At 74.2% G+C, this 19,641-nt stretch carries 16 protein-coding genes and 1 tRNA gene; 11 read left to right on the forward strand and 6 right to left on the reverse strand.

The window, feature by feature from the left end:
* Positions 1–72: 72 nt before the first annotated feature.
* Both EBN88_RS07275 and EBN88_RS07280 read right to left on the reverse strand, forming a co-directional pair.
* Entirely contained in the window at positions 73–723 is a 651-nt protein-coding gene (locus EBN88_RS07275; RefSeq protein WP_122182989.1) for a TetR/AcrR family transcriptional regulator, read from the reverse strand.
* 300 nt (positions 724–1,023) lie between these two features.
* Complete coding sequence (locus tag EBN88_RS07280) at positions 1,024–2,034, reverse strand: sigma-70 family RNA polymerase sigma factor (RefSeq protein WP_122182990.1); 1,011 nt, start codon at positions 2,032–2,034, stop codon at positions 1,024–1,026.
* A 464-nt stretch (positions 2,035–2,498) separates the two neighbouring features.
* On the opposite strand from EBN88_RS07280, the gene EBN88_RS07285 reads away from it, so the two are divergent.
* From EBN88_RS07285 to EBN88_RS07335, 10 genes are all read left to right on the forward strand, one after another.
* Positions 2,499–4,031: an FtsW/RodA/SpoVE family cell cycle protein gene (locus EBN88_RS07285; protein WP_122182991.1), complete on the forward strand. Its 1,533-nt coding sequence runs from the start codon at positions 2,499–2,501 to the stop codon at positions 4,029–4,031.
* 70 nt (positions 4,032–4,101) lie between these two features.
* The gene (locus EBN88_RS07290; protein WP_122182992.1) at positions 4,102–5,289 is read left to right on the forward strand and encodes a M20 metallopeptidase family protein; all 1,188 of its coding nucleotides are present in this window, start codon (positions 4,102–4,104) and stop codon (positions 5,287–5,289) included.
* A gap of 98 nt (positions 5,290–5,387) precedes the next feature.
* Complete coding sequence (egtA, locus tag EBN88_RS07295) at positions 5,388–6,857, forward strand: ergothioneine biosynthesis glutamate--cysteine ligase EgtA (RefSeq protein ID WP_122182993.1); 1,470 nt, start codon at positions 5,388–5,390, stop codon at positions 6,855–6,857.
* Positions 6,854–8,278 (forward strand): ergothioneine biosynthesis protein EgtB, encoded by a 1,425-nt coding sequence (gene egtB / locus EBN88_RS07300; RefSeq protein WP_122182994.1) that lies wholly within the window; start codon positions 6,854–6,856, stop codon positions 8,276–8,278. The genes egtA and egtB overlap by 4 nt, the downstream gene beginning before the upstream one ends.
* Positions 8,278–9,177 carry an ergothioneine biosynthesis protein EgtC gene (egtC, locus tag EBN88_RS07305; protein WP_122182995.1) on the forward strand — a complete coding sequence of 300 codons (900 nt, stop codon included), beginning with the start codon at positions 8,278–8,280 and terminating at the stop codon, positions 9,175–9,177. The genes egtB and egtC overlap by 1 nt, the downstream gene beginning before the upstream one ends.
* A gap of 13 nt (positions 9,178–9,190) precedes the next feature.
* Positions 9,191–10,177: an L-histidine N(alpha)-methyltransferase gene (gene egtD, locus EBN88_RS07310; protein ID WP_122182996.1), complete on the forward strand. Its 987-nt coding sequence runs from the start codon at positions 9,191–9,193 to the stop codon at positions 10,175–10,177.
* Positions 10,178–10,224: 47 nt separating this feature from the next.
* Positions 10,225–10,297 (forward strand) — tRNA-Arg (locus EBN88_RS07315).
* Between the two features lie 522 nt (positions 10,298–10,819).
* A complete protein-coding gene (locus EBN88_RS07320) occupies positions 10,820–11,473 on the forward strand; it encodes a restriction endonuclease (protein WP_122183006.1) in 654 nt (217 codons plus the stop codon).
* A gap of 575 nt (positions 11,474–12,048) precedes the next feature.
* Positions 12,049–12,636: an RNA polymerase sigma factor gene (locus tag EBN88_RS07330; RefSeq protein WP_233580516.1), complete on the forward strand. Its 588-nt coding sequence runs from the start codon at positions 12,049–12,051 to the stop codon at positions 12,634–12,636.
* 2 nt (positions 12,637–12,638) lie between these two features.
* The gene (locus EBN88_RS07335) at positions 12,639–13,460 is read left to right on the forward strand and encodes a hypothetical protein (RefSeq protein ID WP_122182998.1); all 822 of its coding nucleotides are present in this window, start codon (positions 12,639–12,641) and stop codon (positions 13,458–13,460) included.
* 124 nt (positions 13,461–13,584) lie between these two features.
* Here the strand turns inward: EBN88_RS07335 and EBN88_RS07340 are convergent, their stop codons facing one another.
* From EBN88_RS07340 to EBN88_RS07355, 4 genes are all read right to left on the reverse strand, one after another.
* A complete protein-coding gene (locus EBN88_RS07340) occupies positions 13,585–14,787 on the reverse strand; it encodes an alpha/beta hydrolase-fold protein (RefSeq protein ID WP_122182999.1) in 1,203 nt (400 codons plus the stop codon).
* 39 nt (positions 14,788–14,826) lie between these two features.
* Positions 14,827–15,633 carry a heme ABC transporter ATP-binding protein gene (locus EBN88_RS07345; protein ID WP_122183000.1) on the reverse strand — a complete coding sequence of 269 codons (807 nt, stop codon included), beginning with the start codon at positions 15,631–15,633 and terminating at the stop codon, positions 14,827–14,829.
* Between the two features lie 64 nt (positions 15,634–15,697).
* Complete coding sequence (locus tag EBN88_RS07350) at positions 15,698–16,957, reverse strand: FecCD family ABC transporter permease (RefSeq protein WP_122183001.1); 1,260 nt, start codon at positions 16,955–16,957, stop codon at positions 15,698–15,700.
* Positions 16,954–18,009, reverse strand: coding sequence for an ABC transporter substrate-binding protein (locus tag EBN88_RS07355; RefSeq protein WP_199742291.1), 1,056 nt, complete (start codon positions 18,007–18,009; stop codon positions 16,954–16,956). The genes EBN88_RS07350 and EBN88_RS07355 overlap by 4 nt, the downstream gene beginning before the upstream one ends.
* Before the next feature lie 214 nt (positions 18,010–18,223).
* Here EBN88_RS07355 and EBN88_RS07360 point away from each other — a divergent pair, with 214 nt between their 5' ends.
* A complete protein-coding gene (locus tag EBN88_RS07360; protein WP_122183002.1) occupies positions 18,224–19,261 on the forward strand; it encodes a hypothetical protein in 1,038 nt (345 codons plus the stop codon).
* Positions 19,262–19,641 lie beyond the last annotated feature (380 nt).

Raw genomic sequence — 19,641 nt, forward strand, 5'->3', positions numbered from 1 at the left:
GTCGTGAGGGCCGGTGGGATGACCGGCCGGTGATGTCGAACTCATCGGTGGCGCACCGGCCACCGGGGTCGGTCAGCGGGACTCGTCCTTGAGGTCCGCCAAGTGAGTGGGGTTGCCGGGCAGTTGGCTGCGCGGCGGGGTGCGGAGACCGTCCAGGAAGATCTGGAGGTGTCGCCGGGCGAGAGTGCTGTCGTGGGCGCAGGTGCTGCCCGGCACGGTGAGGGTGAGCCGGCTCACGGCGACCAGCAGGTCCCCCGCGCCGACGTCCTCGCGCAGCTGCCCCGAGGCATGGGCCCTCGCGAGCAGCTCCTCGGTGGCCTTCAGGAACCGTTCGCGGCCTGCGGCCAGTTCGGGCCCGTGCACGTCGACCGAGAGGCTGAGCAGTCCGCAGAGACCGCCCACGCGTTCGTCGGCCGAGTCGAGGATCAGCCGGCTGAGGGCCTCGAACGGATCTCGTTCGGTCTCCAGCGCCTCCTGGGCGCGCCGGGTGATCCGGTCACTGACGTGGATCAGCACGTGGTGGAGCAGCGACTTCCGGTCGGGGAAGTGCCGGTACACGGTGGCGTTGCCCACCCCGGCACGGCGAGCGACCTCGTCGAGGGCCACGTCCGGCCCCTGCTCGACGATCGCCTCCCGCGCCGCGACCAGGATGCGCTCCCGGTTGCGCGCCGCGTCGGCACGCAGCGGGGCGCGTGTCCCGCCCTTGGCGATGGTGGTCTCCACGTTGCTCCCCCACGGACGTACCGGTCTGGTGCTTCCGCGCCGAATGGCGCGGATGTCAACTGGTGCGGATTTCAACAACCGGGGAGATGTTCCCCGTTTGCTCGGACAAGGGACTCAACGGGGAGGATGTCCCCGGTTATTTCCCCTCGTCGGTGTGTTGCCCGTCACACCTGCTTCGGGCAGTGCTCGGCCCCGGTGCCGTGGGCACCGGGGCCGTCGAGTCGGTGAGGGGGGACGGCCGTCAACGACGGGCCGTCCCGGGGTGGTTGGGGCGAGCGCCCCGCCCGACGGGCGGCCGGGTCAGGCCGCCGCGTCGAAGCCGGAGTCGTTCGCCATCCGCTTCAGCTCCAGCAGCGCGTGCTTCTCGATCTGTCGGATGCGCTCCCTGGTCAGGCCGTGCTGCTTGCCCACCTCGGTGAGCGTGCGTTCGCGCCCGTCCTCGATGCCGTAGCGCGCCCTGATGATGTCGGCCGTGCGCTGGTCGAGCCGGCTGATCAGGTCCTCAAGACCCTCCCGCCGCATCATCACCAGCACCGACTGCTCGGGCGAGGCCGCCGACGTGTCCTCCAGCAGGTCGCCGAACTGGGTCTCCCCCTCGTCGTCCACCGACATGTTCAGGCTGACCGGGTCGCGCGCCCAGTCCAGCACGTCCTGGACCCGCTCCGGCGTGGAGCCCAACTCGCCGGCGACCTCGGCCGGTTCGGGCTCGCGGCCGTGCTCGCGGTTGAACTCGCGCTGGACTCGGCGGATGCGGCCCAGCTCCTCCACCAGGTGCACCGGCAGCCGGATGGTGCGCGACTGGTCGGCTATCGACCGGGTGATGGCCTGCCTGATCCACCAGGTGGCATAGGTCGAGAACTTGAACCCCTTGGTGTAGTCGAACTTCTCCACCGCCCTGACCAGGCCGGCGTTGCCCTCCTGGATCAGGTCGAGCAGCGGCAGTCCGCTGCGCGGGTAGCGCCGGGCGACGGCCACGACCAGGCGGAGGTTGGACCGGATGAAGCTGTCCTTGGCGCGCTCGCCCTCGCGGACCAGCTCCTCCAGCTCCTCCCGCGAGGCGGAGGCCGAGGCCCCACCCTCCACGGGCTCCTCCAGCCCCTCCAGCAGGCGGCGGGCGTACAGCCCCGCCTCGATGGCGAGGGACAGCTGGACCTCCTTCGCCGCGTCGAGCAGCGGAGTGCGGGCTATCTCATCCAGATACATTCCGACCAGGTCGCGCTCCGTGGCATCGCTGCTCGCGCTGGACCGGACACTGCCCGTCGCGACACTGTCATCGGTGTCCTGACGCCGGGCGACGGCACGGGTTGCCATACGTGCTCCCTTGCGATTGATCAAAGGTGATCGAGGTGATCACACACGGTCCTCCTCGGACCGGACCCGGGATGCCCCCTTGCCTCCCAAGCCCGTAACGATCTAACGACGGGAATCCGGACAGAATTCCCAACCAGTGCATCTTTTTCTGGGCGATGGAGTACCCTGCCCGGCCACACGTCCCCACCCCGCGCCGACGCCGTCCGGGCACCCACTCGGTCACCCTCGGCCATCGCGCGCCGGCGCCGGAAACCGGGCCGTCACCCCCTCCCCACCCTGAAGACGAACAGGGACGAGCGATAGTTGCGTCCGGGTACCCCCGGTCGTCGCCCGACATGCGCCGTGCCCCCGCCGGGTGACGCGCCCAACGTCGCTGGGTAGGTTGCGAAACGGCGTTCGCCTCCGCCCGGCGCGACGGCCGTCCGGGCCGTCGCCGCGTGTGCGGAACGACACATGGGGTGGGGATGGATCGCAGCAGCACGCGCGCGGGGCGGAGACCCCGCCGCCGTGGCGCGGGCCGGCGGCGCGGCGGCCGGGGCCCGCACGTTCCGCCCTGGGTGCGCGCCTGGACCGCGCACCGCCGCAATGTCGAACTCGCCCTGGTGATCTTCGCGATCGCGATCGTCACCGGCGGGCACGCCATCGTCGGCCTGACCCTCCAGGAGCGGCTGCCGAGCGGCCTGCCCGCCCACACGCTGGGCCTGGGCGCCCTGGCGCTCGCCGCTCATCTGGCGGTGCGCCGGTTCGCCCGCTACGCCGACCCGTTGCTCCTGCCGATCACGGTGTTGCTCACCGGCCTCGGGCTGGTCCTGCTGGACCGGCTCGACCACGCCTACGCCACCCACCTCGCCCACGACCCGGGACTCTCGCCGCCCGTCGCCCCCGACCAGGTCCGCTGGACCGTGATCGGGGTGGCGCTGCTGATCGCGACGCTGGTGGTGCTGCGCCACCACCGCACGCTCCAGCGCTACCCCTACCTCGGCATGGCGGTCGCGATGGCGCTGTTGATCGCCCCCGCGTTCTTCGGCGAGGACACCTACGGCGCCAAGCGCTGGATCACCGTGGGCTCCTTCTCCGTGCAGCCGGGCGAGTTCGTCAAGGTCATGATCGTGATCTTCTTCGCCAGCTATCTGATGGCCAACCGCGACGCGCTCGCCCTGGTGGGCCGCCGGGTGCTGGGCGTGGCGCTGCCGCGCGGGCGGAACGTGGGCCCGATCCTGCTGGTGTGGGCGGTCAGCCTGGTGGTCCTCTTCTACGAGCGCGACCTGGGCACCTCGTTGATCTTCTTCGGCGTCTTCGTGGCCATGCTCTACATCGCCACCGCCCGCATCGGATGGCTGATCTTCGGCGCGCTGCTGGCCGTGGTGGGAACGGTCACGGTGGCCGCGACCCAGGAGCACGTCCAGGGGCGGGTGCGCGCCTGGCTCGACCCCATGGCGGCGTTCCTCCCGCCCGACCAGCAGCCGGCCGGGATCGTCTCGGACCAGCCGGCGCAGGCCCTGTTCAGCTTCGGGGCGGGCGAGTTGACCGGCACGGGCCTGGGGCAGGGCCACTCCTGGCTGGTGCGGTTCGCCGGCCGCAGCGACTTCATCCTGACCACGGTCGGCGAGGAGTTGGGCCTGGCGGGCATGACGCTGGTGCTGACGCTCTACGCGCTGCTCGTCCAGCGCGGGATACGGGCGGCGCTGACCACGCCCGACCCGTTCGGCAAGCTGTTGGCCGCCGGGCTCTCCACGGTGCTCGCGCTCCAGGTCTTCGTGATCACGGGCGGGGTCACGGGGTTGATCCCGTTCACCGGCAAGGCGCTGCCGTTTCTCGCCCAGGGCGGGTCGGCGACGGTCGCGAACTGGCTGCTGGTGGCGCTGCTGATCCGGGTCAGCGACCGCGCCGGGCGGGCCGCGACCGAGCCGGAGGGGAACGCCACCATCATCACCCCCGCCGTCACGGACGGGCCGCCCGTCCAAGGCCACCGCCGCGACCGGCCCGATCCCCTGTGAGGGCGCGGTCGCCCCGATCCGGGGGCCGCGAAGAGCGCTGAAACCGGCCAGAGTTGGGAAGAACCTCACGATGAACCTTCTCGACGACGCCAGGGCGATGAGCGACGAACTCGTTCGGCTCCGCCGTCAGTTGCACACCATTCCCGAGATCGGCCTCCAACTGCCCAGGACCCAGGAGGCGGTGCTGGCCGCGCTCGACGGGCTGCCCATCGACGTCACCACCGGCGCGGGACTGACCTCGGTCACCGGCGTGCTGCGTGGCGCGCGCCCCGGCCCCACCGTGCTGCTGCGCGGCGACATGGACGCGCTGCCGGTCGTCGAACGCACCGGGCTGCCGTTCGCCGCCGAGGCCGACCGGATGCACGCCTGCGGCCACGACCTGCACACCGCCATGTTGGCCGGCGCGGCCCGGCTGTTGGCCGCGCACAGGGACCAACTGGCCGGAAACATACTGCTGATGTTTCAACCGGGCGAGGAGGGCTACAACGGCGCCGGCCACATGCTGGAGGAGGGCGTGCTGGACGCCACCGGCGACCGCCCGGTCGCCGCCTACGCCCTCCACGTCCTCTCCCACAGCTGGCCCGCCGGCGTCTTCACGGCCAGGGGCGGCCCGGCGATGGCCGCCTCCAGCGTGCTGGAGGTCACGGTGCGCGGCGCCGGCGGCCACGGCTCGGCGCCGCACCGCTCCCTCGACCCGATCCCGGCGGCCTGCGAGATGGTCACCGCGCTCCAGACCTGGATCAGCCGCGCGTTCGACGTCTTCGACCCGGTGGTGCTGACCGTCGGCCGTTTCCACGCCGGCACGGCCACCAACATCATTCCGGACACGGCGCACTTCGCCGCCACCGTGCGGAGCTTCTCCCACGAGGCGAGGGCGCGGCTCGCCGAGGGCCTGATCGCGGTCTGCGAGGGGGTGGCCACCGCCCACGGACTCGGCGTTGACGCGCGGTTCGTGGAGCAGTATCCGGTCACGGTCAACGACGTCGCCGAGACCGCGTTCGCCGCCGACGCGGTGCGGGAGGCGTTCGGCGAGGAGTGGTTCTCGCCCATGGAGAGCCCGCTGACCGGAGCCGAGGACTTCTCCCGGGTGATCGACGAGGTGCCGGGCGCCATGGTCTTCCTGGGCGCCACCCCCGAGGGCGCCGATCCCAGGACCGCGCCCACCAACCACTCGCCGCTGGCCGCGTTCGACGAGTCGGTGCTCGCGCGGGGCGCCGCGCTCTACGCGGAGCTGGCCGTGCGCCGACTGGCCGTATAGCGCCCGGCGGGTCGCCCCCGGCCGTCCTACCGTGATTTCACTGGCCCGACGAAACAGAACCAAAGGGTCGGATCGGAATCGCAAGGAGGGCGGCCGGGATGGCCTCGGATGCGTCTCGCCCCGCGAGGGACCCGGCCGGCGCCGCCGGGCGCACACCGGCGCACGCGCCCGCTCCCGCGCCTCCGTCCGCGCCCACGCCGCTGAGCGAACGCGACGCCGAGGCCCATGTCGCCGCCCACTGCTTCGCCCCCGGGCCGCCCGCCCGCACCGGGGTCGAGCTGGAGTGGCTGGTGTGGCGCCCCGACGACCCCGGCGCCCTGGTGCCGGGCGCCGCGAGCCGCGCCGCCCTCGACCGCCTCACGGACGCCGGGCCGCTGCCCGGCGGCGGCCGGCTGACCCGGGAGCCCGGCGGCCAGGTCGAGATCAGCAGCGCCCCCGCGCCCTCCCTCGCCGCCTGCGTCGCCGCCACCCGGGCCGACCTGGAACGGGTCCGCGCCGCCCTCGCCGACGCCGGCCTGGCGGCCGTCGGCCTCGGCCTCGACCCGCACCGCAGCCCGCCCCGGGTCCTGGACCACCCCCGCTACCGGGCGATGGAACGCTACTTCGACCGCCAGAGCCCCGGCGGGCGGCTGGTCATGCGGGCCACCGCCTCCGTGCAGATCAGCGTGGACGCCGGCGACGAGTCCGACGGGCCCCGGGGCTACCGCGCCCGCTGGGCGCTGGCGCACCGGCTGGGCCCGGTGCTCACCGCCGCCTTCGCCAACTCGCCGCTCTGGCTGGGCCGCCCCACCGGCTGGCGCTCCACCCGACAGGCCCTGTGGGCCCGGATCGACCCGGGCCGCACCCGCCCGCCCGCGCCGGGGGAGGCGCCCGGCGCCGGCGACGGCCACGTCACCGGCCACGCCGACCCCCGCGCGGCGTGGGCCCGTTACGCCCTGGACGCCTCGCTGCTGTGCGTGCGCCGCGCCGCGCCGGCGAGCTGGACGGCGCCGCCCAACCGTTCCTTCCGCTCCTGGCTGCGCGGCCCCACCGCCGACGCCCGCGCCCCGGCGCTCGCCGATCTCGACTACCACCTGGGCACGCTCTTCCCGCCGGTGCGGCCGCGCGGCTGGCTCGAACTGCGGATGATCGACGCCCAGTCCGGCGACGGCTGGACCGTTCCACTGGCCGTCGCCAGCGTCCTGCTCGACGACCCGCGCGCGGCCGAGGAGGCGTGGCGCGCCACCGAGCCGCTCACCCGGGGGCGCGCGCTGCCGGCGCTCGACCTCTGGCTGCGCGCCGCCCGCCACGGCCCGGCCGACCCCGAACTCGGCCCAGCCGTCCGCGCCTGCCTCGCCGCCGCCGAGTCCGCCCTGGCGCGGCTGCCCGACGCGGCCGAACTCCGCGCCGACGTCGCCGCGTTCGCCGACCGCTACGCCGAGCACGGGCGCTGCCCGGCCGACGACCAACTCGACGCGCTCGAAGGCCGCCCCCGCGCGACCCGGGGCGGCCGTCGGCCGGCCCCGACCGAACCCCAGGGACGACGGCCTCCATCCCGTCGGCTCGCCCCCCAGGAGGCAAGCGAATGACCGAGACCCCCGTCGCCCCCTCGTCCGCCCAGCACCCCGTCGATCCCGTCGATTCCGTCGATCGCGCCGACGCCGTCGAGCCCGCCGTTCCCGTGCGCCGCCTCGACGCCGACGCGTTGGCCGGTGCGCTCCGGGCCGCGCGGGAGCGCACCCACGACCTCACCGACTGCCTGCCGGAGAGCGAACTCACCGCGCAGCACTCCCCGTTGATGTCCCCCCTGGTCTGGGACCTGGCGCACATCGCCAACCAGGAGGAGATCTGGCTGCTGCGCCGCGCCGGCGCACGCGCCCCCCTGCGCGCCGACCTCGACCCCCACTACGACGCGTTCCGCCACGCGCGCCGCGACCGGCCGGCGCTGCCGCTGCTGCCGCCCGCCGAGGCCAGGCGGTACGCCGCCGAGGTCCGCGCGCTCGCCCTCGACGTGCTCGCCGAGGCGGGCCCCGAGCAGGCGTTCCTCTTCGCGATGATCGCCCAGCACGAGCAGCAGCACGACGAGACCATGCTGGCCACCCACCAACTGCGCCGTGGGCGCCCCGTGTTGCACGCCCCCTCGCCCCCGCGCGCGCCCCAGGGCGAGGCGCTCCCCGCCGAGGTGCTCGTGCCCGGCGGCCCGTTCACCCTGGGCACCGACCCCGCCGACGACCCCTGGGCGTTGGACAACGAACGCCCCGCCCACCGGGTCGAGATCCCCGCGTTCTGGCTGGACACCACCCCCGTCAGCAACGCCGCCTACCAGGAGTTCATCGCCGCCGGCGGCTACCACGAGCCGCGCTGGTGGCACCCCGACGGCTGGCTCCACCGCCGGCAGGCCAACCTCACCGCGCCCGCCTTCTGGTACCGCGACCTCGACGGCCGCTGGCTGCGCCAGCGCTTCGGCCGCGTCGAACCCGTGCCGCCCGACGAGCCCGTGCTCCATGTCACCTGGTACGAGGCCGACGCCTACGCCCGCTGGGCCGGCCGCCGGCTGCCCACCGAGGCCGAGTGGGAGAAGGCCGCCCGCCACGACCCGGCCACCGGCCGTTCCCTGCGCCACCCGTGGGGCGACGTGCCCGCCGAGCCGCGCCACGCCAACCTCGGCCAACGCCACCTGCGCCCCGCCCCCGTCGGCGCCTACCCGGAGGGCGCCGCGCCCTGCGGCGCCCGTCAACTCCTGGGTGACGTCTGGGAGTGGACGGCCACCGAGTTCACCGGCTACCCGGGGTTCGCCGCGCATCCCTACCGCGAGTACAGCGAGGTCTTCTTCGGCGCGGGCTACCGGGTGCTGCGCGGCGGCTCGTTCGGCACCGACCCGGTCGCCTGCCGGGGCACCTTCCGCAACTGGGACCTGCCCGTCCGCCGCCAGATCTTCGCCGGCTTCCGCACCTGCCGGGACGCCGAGCCCGCCGGGGGCGGCGCCCGCCGGTCCACGAGAGCCCGCTGATGTGCCGCCACCTCGCCTATCTGGGGCCGCCCAGGTCCCTCGCCGAGTTGCTCACCACCCCGCCGCACAGCCTCTACGAACAGGCGTGGACGCCCCGCCACCAGGCGGGCGGCACCGTCAACGCCGACGGCTTCGGCATCGGCTGGTACCCGCCGGGCGACGGCGCCGGCCCGGTGCGCTACCGCCGGGCCGTCCCCGTCTGGGCCGACGCCAACCTGCCGGGGCTCGCCGGCCTGCTGCACAGCGGGGCCGTGCTGGCCGCCGTCCGCTCGGCGACGCCGGGCTGTGGGCTCGACGAGTCCGCCAGCGCGCCCTTCGCGCTGGGGCGTTGGCTGTTCAGCCTCAACGGGCGGATCGACCGGTGGGAGCACCTGCCCGCCGACCTCGGCGAGGTGCCGACCTCCGCCGAACTCCTCGGCATCGAGGGCCGCTGCGACGCCGCGCTGGTCTGGCTGCTGCTCGCCCGCCGCCTGGTCGCCGGCGAGTCGGCCGGCGCGGCGCTCGCCGAACTCGTCCCCCGCATCGCGGCCGTTCGCCCCACCGCCCGGCTCAACCTGCTGCTCACCGACGGCCACACCGTCACCGCCACCCGGCACGGCGACAGCCTCTGGTACCGGCCGGCCGACACGGACCAGGGCGCCGACACGGACCAGGCCGCCGACGAGGGCCAGGCCGGCGACGCCGTCCCGGCCGACGACGCCGACCCGGCCGACGACGCCGACCCGGCCGACCGGGATTCCGACGGCGCCAAGCTGATCGTCGCCTCGGAACCCGTCCCCGGGCAGCCCGGCTGGCGCGAGGTGCCCGACCACTCGCTGCTCCGCGCCAGCCGCACCTCGGCGACCGTCGAGCCCCTTCCGCCCCACGCCACCGGCCCGCCCCCGCGGCCGGCCCCCTGAGAGGAACAGCGCCATGACCACCAGCCTCACCGTCCACGACACCCTGCCGGACGACCACTTCGCCCGCACCCTCCACGAGGACGTGCGCGCCGGTCTCACCGCCGAGCCCAAGTCCCTGCCGCCCAAGTGGTTCTACGACGCCAGGGGCAGCGAACTCTTCACCCGGATCACCCGGCTTCCCGAGTACTACCTCACCCGCGCCGAACGCCAGATCCTGCGCGCCCACGCCCCGGACATAGCCCGCCACACCCGGGCCCGCACCCTGATCGAGCTGGGCTCCGGCTCATCGGAGAAGACCCGCACGCTGCTGGACGCCCTGATCGCCGGCGGAACGCTCCGCCACTACGCGCCCGTCGACGTCTCCCGCGATGCCCTCACCTCGGCCGCCGAGTCGCTGATGGCCGCCTACCCCGACCTCGGAGTCACCGCGACCGTCGCCGACTTCGACGACCAGCTGTCGCTGCCCGAGGGCCCGGGGCCCCGGCTGGTCGCCTTCCTCGGCTCCACCATCGGCAACTTCGACCCGGTCCAGCGCGCCGCCTTCCTCGGCCGCCTCAGCGCGGCGCTCACCCCCAACGACGCGGTCCTCATCGGCGCCGACCTCGTCAAGTCGCCCACGACGCTGGTCCGCGCCTACGACGACGCGCAGGGCGTGACCGCCGAGTTCAACAAGAACCTGCTGCGGGTACTCAACCGCGAACTCGACGCCGACTTCGAACCCGGGGCCTTCGACCACCACGCCGTCTGGAACGAGGGCGCCGAACGCGTCGAGATGTATCTGCGGGCGCGGTACGGGCACACCGTCAAGCTCCCGGTGCTCGACCTCAAGGTGACCTTCGCGCAGGGGGAGTCGCTGCGCACCGAGCTGTCCACCAAGTTCCGCCGCCCCCGCCTGGCCGCCGACCTGAACCGCGCCTCGCTGACCCCGACCCACTGGTGGACCGATCCCCAGAACCGCTTCACCCTCCTCCTGGCCCGCCCCACCGAACCGACCGGCTAGACTGACCGACGCACGACGGGGCGGCGACGCCCCGGCGCGCCTCGGTTGCCTCCGTAGCTCAGGGGATAGAGCACCGCTCTCCTAAAGCGGGTGTCGCAGGTTCGAATCCTGCCGGGGGCACAGACGCGGGACAGGCCCCGGACCGGTCATGGTCCGGGGCCTTCCGCGTGCGCGGTGCGCGGGGAGTTGGTCTCCCGGGTGGTACCCGACCGACGATCCTCCCCGATCCGATCCGGCCGCCCTTGCTGCCGGAGCAGCGTCAGCCAGTCGGCGGCCTCCGCCCTCAGGGCGGGGTCGGCGAGGGCGTCGGTCAGCCGGGGCAGCGCGGTCAGCGCCCGTTCCAGACCGTGCGGTGGGACGTTCGGGGCGGGGTGGCCGTCCGCCAGCCGCAGCGGCTCCGATCTCGCTCACGGGGTCTCTCCCACCCAGGTCGGCGTTCCACGGTGAGCCCTTTCGCGGGCCCGCTCCAGGGCGTTGACGCGGGGCGTTGACGCCGAGGCGCCCTTTACGCGAACGCCTGCGGCCGCCAACCTGTGGGGGAGCGACCGCGCGATCACCGGGAGTGGCAACGTGGCGAGGCGACGCACCCGCAGGGCTCGGCGACTTCGGCGGGTGCGGTGGGCCCTGGCGACCGTCGGGGCCGTGGCCGTTGCCGGGGTGACGCTGCGGTGGGGCTGGCTCGCCGTCGTCGCGCTCGTTCTCCTCGTCGGCCTGGTCGCGCTCCTGTGGTGGGGGCGGCGCGTGCACCGGCGCGAGCGGGCGCGGGACGAGGAGTGGCGGCGCGAGGACGCCGTCCTCGCCAACAACCGTTCGCTGGCCGGCGTTGACGCGCTGCCGGGGACGGCGTTCGAGGAACTGGTGGCGGCCCGGCTCCGTGAGGACGGCTGCACCGAGGTGCGCCGCGTCGGCGGGGCCGGGGACCGGGGGCGGGACATCGCCGGGCGGCTGCCCGACGGTCGGACCATGGTCGTCCAGTGCAAGCGCCTCGCGCCCCGACGGCCCGTCACCCCCTCGACCATCCGGGATCTCCTCGGCACCCGGACCCACTTCTCCGCCGATGTCGCCCTGTGCGTCACCAACACCCGTTTCACCCCGCAGGCCACGGAGTTCGCCGTGGCCAACGACATCGTGCTGGTGCACCGCGATCTGCTCGCCCCCTGGCTGAACGGGGCCCAGCTGGCCAGCCTCATCGAACTCAACGGAGCCGGCCTCGGCGACCGTCGCCACCTCCGCACCTGGCGCCGTGCCTACGGCACCGCCCGCCGCCGCGACCGCCCCTCGTCCCCGGCGTCATAGGGCGGGCGCCGCACGCGGGGGCCGTTGGCCACGAAAAGCGGCCGGCAGTGCCCCAATCCCGGCATATCAATCGCCAACTGCTATGTGATCTCTGCCACATCACCGATCGTGGTGAGGAGTATGACCAACGAGCGGAGGGGCCGTCCCGCCCCAACGGAACGCGGATCACGCCTGGTCACGCTCGGTTTCGGCGTCACGGTCCGGTCCGCTCGCGTCTGGGACTTCGGCATATGCGCCGTCAGCAGCACCGCACGGCCGGAAAGTTGCCGGGTTCGGCATCAACAAAACGCCGTCCTTCCGGGTTTGCTGGTTGCAGAGAGCTACCACCCAGGCCGGTACCGGGGGTCCGGCCACGCCCCTGACACCGACTCGAAAGGCGGTCCCGTGGACCTCTACGCGGTCGTGACCCTGCTTCTGGCCCTACGCGTGTTAGGGCCCGACGTGCTCCACCTCATACGGCGTCTGCTCGGCGCCGGCGTCCGGATAGGCGCTGCCGACCTGGCGGCGCGCCGCCCCACACGCCGCCCCACGCAACCACCCACGGCCGGCCTGCCGGCGGGAGAGGAGATCCAGGCGTGAACACCAGCGAGACCCCCGAGCTGCCTCCGTACGCCCAGGCGGTCCGAGAGATCACCAGTCGACTCCCCGACGACTTCTGGACGTTCCACGAGAGGTACTACGGGCTGTACCAGGAGTACGCCGAACTGCAACTCGACGACTCGGGCCTGTCCGAGGAGTTGGTGGACGCGGTCATGATGGACATCGCCTGTAGCTGGGCGCGCCTGCGTCGGGAGTCGGCGCCGGAGACCGCCGCCTGGGCGATCCTGAAGATCAGCATCGCCGACGAACTCGGACGCCGTGGTCGCCGCCCGGCGCTGGAGGCAGCCGCGTTCCGACGCGTCAGCCGACGCGCGCTGGAGGACTTCCGCCGACAGTTCGCCGCCCTGGAGAGCGCGTTGGGGCTGTACGCGGCGATCGCCCGCCTTCCGGAGCGCCAGTACGACGTCATCGTGCTCCAGTTCGTCATGGGGCTGGCACCGGACCAGGTGGCCCAGGTGATGGGCATCGCCGCCCCGACGGTTCGTTCGCATCTCAGGATGGCCAGGGCCCGGCTGGCCACGGAACTCGGGCCCTCGACCGTGCGCGAGGACGAGGAGAAGTGAACATGCGACAGCTGTCCGACATCGAGGTCGAGGCGCTGCTTCTGGGCGCCGCCCTGCCCCGGCGGACGGAACGGCCCTCGCGCGTGGCGCCTGAGGACGTCGCCCGCTCGCGCCGGCGTATCGAGGCCGCCATCGGCGACGCGCTCTGGCAGGAGGCGCTGGAGCGCGACGAGTACGCGCAACAGGCTCTTGACTCCTCGTCCACCCGTCGCTCGCTCGGCCCCCGTCCTCCGGCTGTTCTCCAGGACCAGGCCGGAAGAGATCTGGCCGAGTTCTCCCGCATCATCATCCGCACCTCCCACGCGGCCACCGACATCGCCGGACTGGTCCACCAGATCGACCCGGACGGGGCGATGGTGTTCGCCTGCCTGCTGCACCTCTCCGGCCGGCACGAGGGCGCGCGCTTCTGGTGGCAGTTCTCGGCGGGCGCGGGCAAGTCGACGGCCGCCCTGTGCCTGTACCTCCTCCACCTCCAACAGGGGGACATGCGCGACGCGCGGCACTGGGCCGAACAGGCGCTGGACCTGGACGCCCAGGAACGCCGACCGGCGCACCACGCGAACTCCCCGCGACGCCTCGCTCCTCGCCGGACGTTCTACGTCTGGGACGAGCCGACGCTGTACCAGCGTGGGGTGATCACCATCGAGTCCATGCTGCTGCGCACCGTTGCCTCCCTCCACCGGGGGGAGGCGGCCGAAGGCCGTCGCATGAGCCCGAGGCTGGTCGCCGCGATCGACGGGCTGGACAGTGAGCATCACCCGCTCTTCGGGGAGATCCCTCGCCCGGACATCTCCCTGGCCCGGCAGATGGAGTCCGTCCCCTGAGGCCCGCCCTCGTGGGGTGTGGGCCAACGGCGGCGGCCTCGGCCGGTTCGCCAGCCGGCGAACCGGCGAACGGGTTGACCGGCGAACCGGCCGACGGCGGGCTGGCGTTCGGGTGTGCGACGGCTCAGCCGTCGAGCAACTCGGCCGCTCCCTCGATCGCGTGGGGGACCCACCAGGCCCAGTCGTGGCCGCCGCTGACGACCGTGGCCGTGGCGTCGACGCCACGTTCGCGGAGGCGGACGGCGAGGTCGTCGGCCAGTTCGGGGAGGGCGCCCTCGTAGCGCCCCGACTGGAGGCGCAGGCGCAGCCGGTGACCCCGGTCGGCGGCGACCAGGGGCGCGAGCAGGGCGCGTTCGGGGTAGCGCCACAGGGAGGTGGACTGCGCCAGCGCCGCCCCGACGACCTCGGGCGTGCGGGCCACCGTGAACAGCGCGGTCAGGCCGCCGAAGCTCGATCCGGTCACCACCGTGCGGGCCGGGTCGGCGGTCAGCCGCCGGCCGTCAAGGCCGTCGCGTCGCAGCCGGGGCACCAGCCGTTCCCCGATCCACCGCGCCCGCCCGCCCGGCACCCCGAGCACCTCGGGGCGCCGGGGCCCCGAGTCGACGAAGACGGCGGCCAGTGGCGGGAGTTGGCCGGTGGCGACCGCCCCGGCGAGCACCCGGTGGGTGGCCAGGCGTTCGGTGTGGGCCTCGCCGTCGAGGACGACGAGCAGCGGCAGCGGCTCGTCGCACTCCGCCGCCCACCAGCGCACGCGCGGTTCGCGCGCTCCCGTGCGCAACTCGCGCGCCGGCGCGCCCTCGGTGGCGAACGCGGCGAGCCAGGGCCGGCGCGCGACCCCCGGCACCCGGACCACCGCGCAGTCCTCGCCCCGCGCCGCCGCGTGCCGCGCCGGGTTGTGCCGGTCGGCGACGGTGGGGGCGCCCGGGTCGCGCAGCCCGCGCTTCCACCAGGGCGGGGGCGTCGCCCCCCGGTGTTCGACGAAGCGGTAGGTGGCCTGCCAGTCGGCCGGCACGCGGAACGTCGCGGTCCACCACCCCGTCGCCCCGACCCGCGCCAGGTCGCAGCGGTCCGGCGCCTGCGGTCGCCACCAGCCGCTCGCCGAGAGGGCGACGGCCGTCGCCTCCGGCGCGTGGTGCCAGAAGCGCACCTCGGCCGTCGCGGCGGTGCGCCGCACCACCTCGGGCCCGCCGGCGCGCGCGACCCGGCGCGCGATGGCGTCGCCGTTGAGCCGGGCCGCCTCGGGGTCGGCGACCCGGGCGACGACCACCGGGCGCGGCGGCCCGGCCGGTCGGGGGAGCGGCTGCCAGTCGGTGTCAGTCAGATGCATGATCCATCGGCTCGGAACGGGCCCAGGCCCGTGCGGTCCTCAGACCGGCACGACCAGGGGCTGGTCGGACACGGGATGCCGCAGCACGCGGACGGTCTGCCCGTAGACCTCGGCGATGCGCTCCTCGGTGAGCACCTCGTCGGGCGTTCCGTCGGCGACCAGCCGCCCGTCGGCGAACATGGCGACGCGGTCGGCGTACCGCGCCGCCAGGTTGAGGTCGTGCAACACGACGACCACGCACGCCCCTTCGGCCGCCCGCTCGGTCGCGACGCGCATCACGGCCTCCTGGTGGCGCAGGTCGAGCGCGGCCGTCGGCTCGTCGAGCAGCACGAGCGGGGTGGTCTGCGCGAGGGCGCGCGCGAAGGCGGTGCGCGCCAGTTCGCCGCCGGAGAGGGTCGTGGTGTCGCGTTCCGCGAGCCCGGCCACGTCGGCGTCGGCGAGGGCCCGCTCCACGATCCCGGGGTCGTCCGGCGACGGCGGATGCGGGATGCGGCCCATGGTGACGAGTTCGCGGACGCTGAACGCGAAGGCGGCGGTGTGCTGTTGGGCCATCACGGAACGGTTCCTGGCCAGCGCGTTCGCCCGCCACGCCGTGGGTGGCAGGCCACCGACCAGCAGCCGGCCGGCGGTTGGGGCGTGGTCGCCGGCGACGAGGCCCAGCAGCGTGGACTTGCCGGCGCCGTTCGGTCCGACGAGCGCGACGACGCTGCCGGGGCCCAGCGTGAGGTCGACGTCGCGCAGCAGGGTCGCGCCGTTGACGCTGAAGCCGACGCCCTCGGCGACGACCCAGGGGCCGTCGTTCCCGGCGAGTTCCGTTCCGTCCTCCGGGCGGGTCCGCACTCTCATGTCCCCGACTCCCCTCCGCTCGTGTCGGTGACCCCCGTGTCGGTGACCCTGGTGTCGGTGACCCTCATATGCGCACCTCCCGCGAGCGCAGCACGAGCCAGAGGAAGAACGGGGCCCCCAGCGCGGCGGTGAAGACGCCGATCGGGACCTCGGCGGGCGGCGCCACGGTGCGGGCCGCCGTGTCGGCCACCACCAGCAACAGGCCGCCGAGCAGCGCGGAGAGCGGCAGCAGGGCGCGGTGCGCCGGGCCGAACGCGAGCCGCACGATATGGGGAACGACCAGCCCGACGAAGCCGATGGTGCCGGCGAAGCTGACGCAGGCGCCGGTCAGCAGGGCGGTCACCGCGACGATGGTGCCGCGCGCCGCGCGGACGTTGAGGCCCAGGTGCTGCGCCTGCCGCTCCCCGAGCGTGAGCATGTCCAGCCTGCGGTGCAGCACCAGCACCACGGTGATCCCCGCCAGGATGGGGATGGCGACGAGCCCGAGCCGCAGCCAGTCGATGCGGGCGAACGACCCCAACTGCCAGAAGACGATGGTCTCCAGCTCCTCGTCGTCGGCGACAAAGGTGAAGAAGCCGGTGAGCGCGGCGAATCCGGAGCCGATGGCGATGCCGACGAGCAGCAGCCGGGACGTCCCGGCCGACCGGCCCGGGCGCGCCAGCAGATAGATGACGGCCGTGGCGAGCAGGCCGCCGAGGAACGCGGAGGCGGGCACCAGCCAGCCGGTGGCGGCCGAGGCGACGGGCGGCGTCAGGACGATCGCCGTGACGGCGCCGGCGGATGCGCCGCCGCTGACGCCGATGATGCCGGGGTCGGCGAGCGGGTTGCGGAACAGGCTCTGGAGCGCCGCGCCCGAGACGGCCAGGGCGGCGCCGGTGAGCGCGGCGAACAGGACGCGCGGGGTGCGCAGGTTCCAGACGACCGAGGTGCTCAACCGGTCCTCGCCGGCGCCGATTCCGAGGGTGCGCTCGGCGAGGACGCTGAGCACGACGCCGGGGGAGAGGTCGATCGGGCCGACGCCGAACGAGACGACGACGGCCACGACCAGCGCGACGGCGCCGACGGGCAGCCCCACGGCCAGGGGAACCCGCCGCACGCCCCCGCGTTCGGCGGCGGTGGCGGCTCCGCGCCCGGGCGCGGAGCCGGTCTCCGGTTCGGGTCCCCGCCGGTCAACGGGCCGGCGCTCGGGGTCCGTTCCGCGCCGGAGGTCCGTTCCGCGCTCGGGGTCCGTTCCGCGCTCGGGGTCCGTTCCGCGCCGGAGGTCCGTTCCGCGTTCGGGCGTCGCCCCGTTCCCCGTCGCGTCCCCGTCCCTGACGGTGGTCATGCCGCGAGTTCGGCGAGGGCCAGTGCCAGCGCCTTCGCCCCGGCGCCCGAGGCCGGGCCGCTGACCTTGATCTGCTCGCTCGGCATCACCACGATGTTGCCCGCCTGCCCGGCGGGGGTGTCGAGGAGCGTCGGGAAGGCCCGGGCGAAGCCCTCCAGGCCGCCCCACTCCTCCAGGTCGGCGGTGCCCATGAGGATCACGTCGGGCCGGGCGTCGAGCAGCCCCTCGTCGCTGAACTCGACGGAGTAGCCGCGCAGTCCGGCCTCGACGCCGACGCTGGTCGCGCCGAGCGCCTCGACGATGTCGGCCCCGGCCGTGCCCGTGCCGACGACGGCGTTCGCGCCGCCGGCCCCGCTGGAGGTCACCTGGAGAACGCGGAGTTCGTCGGCGCCGCCGATGCCCTCGGCGGTCTCGCTCGCCTCGGCGAACTGCTCCTCGACGGTCTGGGCGAGCCGTTCGCCCGCCTCGTCCACGCCGAGGTAGCCGGCGATCTCGCGGATCTTGTCGGCCGTGGACTGCTGGTCGTCGAGCACCACGGCGTCCACGCCCGCGTCCCTGAACTGCGCGGCGACATCGCCGTGGCGGGCCGGGTTGTTGCCGATGAAGAGGGTGCCGTCCACGGAGAGCAGGCCCTCGGTGCCCGTCTCCTGGGAGAACGCGAACTGTTGGGGCGCCTGAAGGGCGACCGTGGAGGCGCTGTTCTCGGGGGCGGCGTGGACGAGGTCGGCGAGGCCGAGGCCGCCGAGGATGGCGGCGACGTCGTCGCCGCCGACGATGACCCGGCTGGCGTCGTCGACGGTGACCTCGGTGCCGGTGCCGTCGACCACGGTGACGGGGAGTTCGGGGGTGGCGCTCTCGGCGGGGATGTCGTCGCCGGCGACATAGTGCCAGCCCTCGGGGAGGGTGGGCGGCGCCTCGGAGTCGGTCTCGGCCGAGGGGCTCGCGGACCGCGCCCCGGTCGGCTCGGCGTTGTCGTCGCCACCGCCGCCGCAGGCGGTGAGCGCGAGCCCGAGGGCGAGGCAGAGGGGAACGACACGGGTTGAGCGCAGCACGGTACTTTCCGATCCCTGAGAACTTAGGTGAGGCTTGCCTAAGTTACAACAGGTGGGGCGTCGGGGCACCGGGGGCCCGTCCGTCCTGTTCCGTCATCGTGGTCCCGTCGGCGCGTGGTCACTGTCAGTGGTCCGCGCTAGGGTCGCAGGCGCATGGTCGGTGACGGACGATGACCGGTCTCCGACGGTCGGTCGATGACGGGGGAGTGGGGGCATGGCGGGACAAGGGCGCGGGGGCGCTCCCGAGGAGTACCGAACGAACAACACCGCGCGGGTCGTTGTCGGCTGGGTGGCGCTGGGGCTGGGGGCGGCGGCGGTCGCGGTCGGGATTCCGGTGCTGCTCGGCGGGACGGACCAGCCGCGCGAGGGGTTCGGGCCCACGCTCCTGCCCGGGGTGCTCCTGGGGGTGGGGCTCGCCGCGCTGCTGCTCGGCGGGGTCCGCCTGTGGCAGGCGTTGACGCGCGACGAGGAGTCGTTCGCGCTGCGGGACGACGGGTTGGTGCACCGGGTCGCCGGCGAGAGCCGGCGGGTGCGTTGGGCGGACGTCGAGCGGGTCAGCGAGGTGCGCGGGCGCGGCCCCGACTGGCTGGGGTACGGCACCCATCTGCGCATACGCCCGAGGTCGGGCGACGAACTGCTGGTCACGGGATACACGGCGGACGCGCGGCGGCTGGCCGAGGCGATAGCCGACGGCGTGCGCGGGGAGGGCCGGGGGGAGGTGCGCCTGGTCAACGGCCGCTGGTGGCAGGCGGGTTGGGTGCTGCTGGTGGCGACGGCGGTGCTGGGTACGGCCCTGTGGGCCCACCTCCAGCGGACGCCCGTGCCCGGGTTCGAGGCGGACGACCCGATCGCCTGCCGGTATCTCTCCGAGGGCGAGCGGGAGGACATGGGCCTGGAGGAGGGGATGCGGCTTCCCGAGGCGCGGGACGAGCGGATCGTGAACGGCTGCCTGTTCCGCAGCCGGGTCGTCTCCTCCACCGGCGCCTATCCGGGCGAGATCGTGGTCCACGTCTGGTCCGCCGGGGCGGAGGAGCTGGCGGACGAGCTGGGGTTCGATCCGCGTCCCGACGGGGCGGAGGGGTTCACCGGGCAGGAGGTCTCCGGCACGAACCTCGCGTCCTGCGCGGTCCTCTACGAGATAGCCGAGGAGACCTCGGTCTCGGTGCGCGTCCGGCTGGAGAACGTCGGACGGAGCGGCTGCGAGGACGGCCTGCCCGAGGCGGCGCCGGAGCTGGTCGCCAAGCTGCCCTGACGGGAGCAACGCCGGCCGCTCTGCAAGAACTTGCGGCACGGTCCCGCTCCGCCGCGCCTCACCCCGGTTCCTCGGGCCCGTGCGCGGAGTGTTTACAGCGTCGGCCAGGGCTCATACGATGCCGCAAGTTTCTGCATCATCTTGCAGGAACGGCCGCTGGCGCGTGTGGCCTTCCGCAGCCGTCGAAGGAGCCGTAGTGCGCAGGACACCCCCACACCCCATGTCCCCCGGACCGACCCCACCCGAGCCGATCTCCCCACGCCGGCCGGCCGGGCGCCGAACGGCCATGCGCCGCGCCGCGTTGCTCGGCCTGCCGGCCGCCGCCCTGCTGGCGGCCCTGCTGCCGGCCACGGGCCAGGCCGCGCCGGCCGAGCCGGCAT

It is taken from the genome of Streptomyces triticirhizae, from assembly GCF_003696235.1.
GTDB classification, from domain to species: domain Bacteria; phylum Actinomycetota; class Actinomycetes; order Streptomycetales; family Streptomycetaceae; genus Streptomyces; species Streptomyces triticirhizae.

Bases quoted from the DNA above. Each gene is read 5' to 3' on its own strand.
- egtA (WP_122182993.1), top strand. From the start codon at position 5,388: ATGGCCTCGGATGCGTCTCGCCCCGCGAGGGACCCGGCCGGCGCCGCC.
- EBN88_RS07345 (WP_122183000.1), bottom strand. From the start codon at position 15,633: ATGAGAGTGCGGACCCGCCCGGAGGACGGAACGGAACTCGCCGGGAAC.
- EBN88_RS07350 (WP_122183001.1), bottom strand. From the start codon at position 16,957: ATGACCACCGTCAGGGACGGGGACGCGACGGGGAACGGGGCGACGCCC.
- EBN88_RS07280 (WP_122182990.1), bottom strand. From the start codon at position 2,034: ATGGCAACCCGTGCCGTCGCCCGGCGTCAGGACACCGATGACAGTGTC.
- egtD (WP_122182996.1), top strand. From the start codon at position 9,191: ATGACCACCAGCCTCACCGTCCACGACACCCTGCCGGACGACCACTTC.
- egtC (WP_122182995.1), top strand. From the start codon at position 8,278: ATGTGCCGCCACCTCGCCTATCTGGGGCCGCCCAGGTCCCTCGCCGAG.
- EBN88_RS07340 (WP_122182999.1), bottom strand. From the start codon at position 14,787: ATGCATCTGACTGACACCGACTGGCAGCCGCTCCCCCGACCGGCCGGG.
- EBN88_RS07360 (WP_122183002.1), top strand. From the start codon at position 18,224: ATGGCGGGACAAGGGCGCGGGGGCGCTCCCGAGGAGTACCGAACGAAC.
- EBN88_RS07290 (WP_122182992.1), top strand. From the start codon at position 4,102: ATGAACCTTCTCGACGACGCCAGGGCGATGAGCGACGAACTCGTTCGG.
- EBN88_RS07285 (WP_122182991.1), top strand. From the start codon at position 2,499: ATGGATCGCAGCAGCACGCGCGCGGGGCGGAGACCCCGCCGCCGTGGC.
- egtB (WP_122182994.1), top strand. From the start codon at position 6,854: ATGACCGAGACCCCCGTCGCCCCCTCGTCCGCCCAGCACCCCGTCGAT.
- EBN88_RS07335 (WP_122182998.1), top strand. From the start codon at position 12,639: ATGCGACAGCTGTCCGACATCGAGGTCGAGGCGCTGCTTCTGGGCGCC.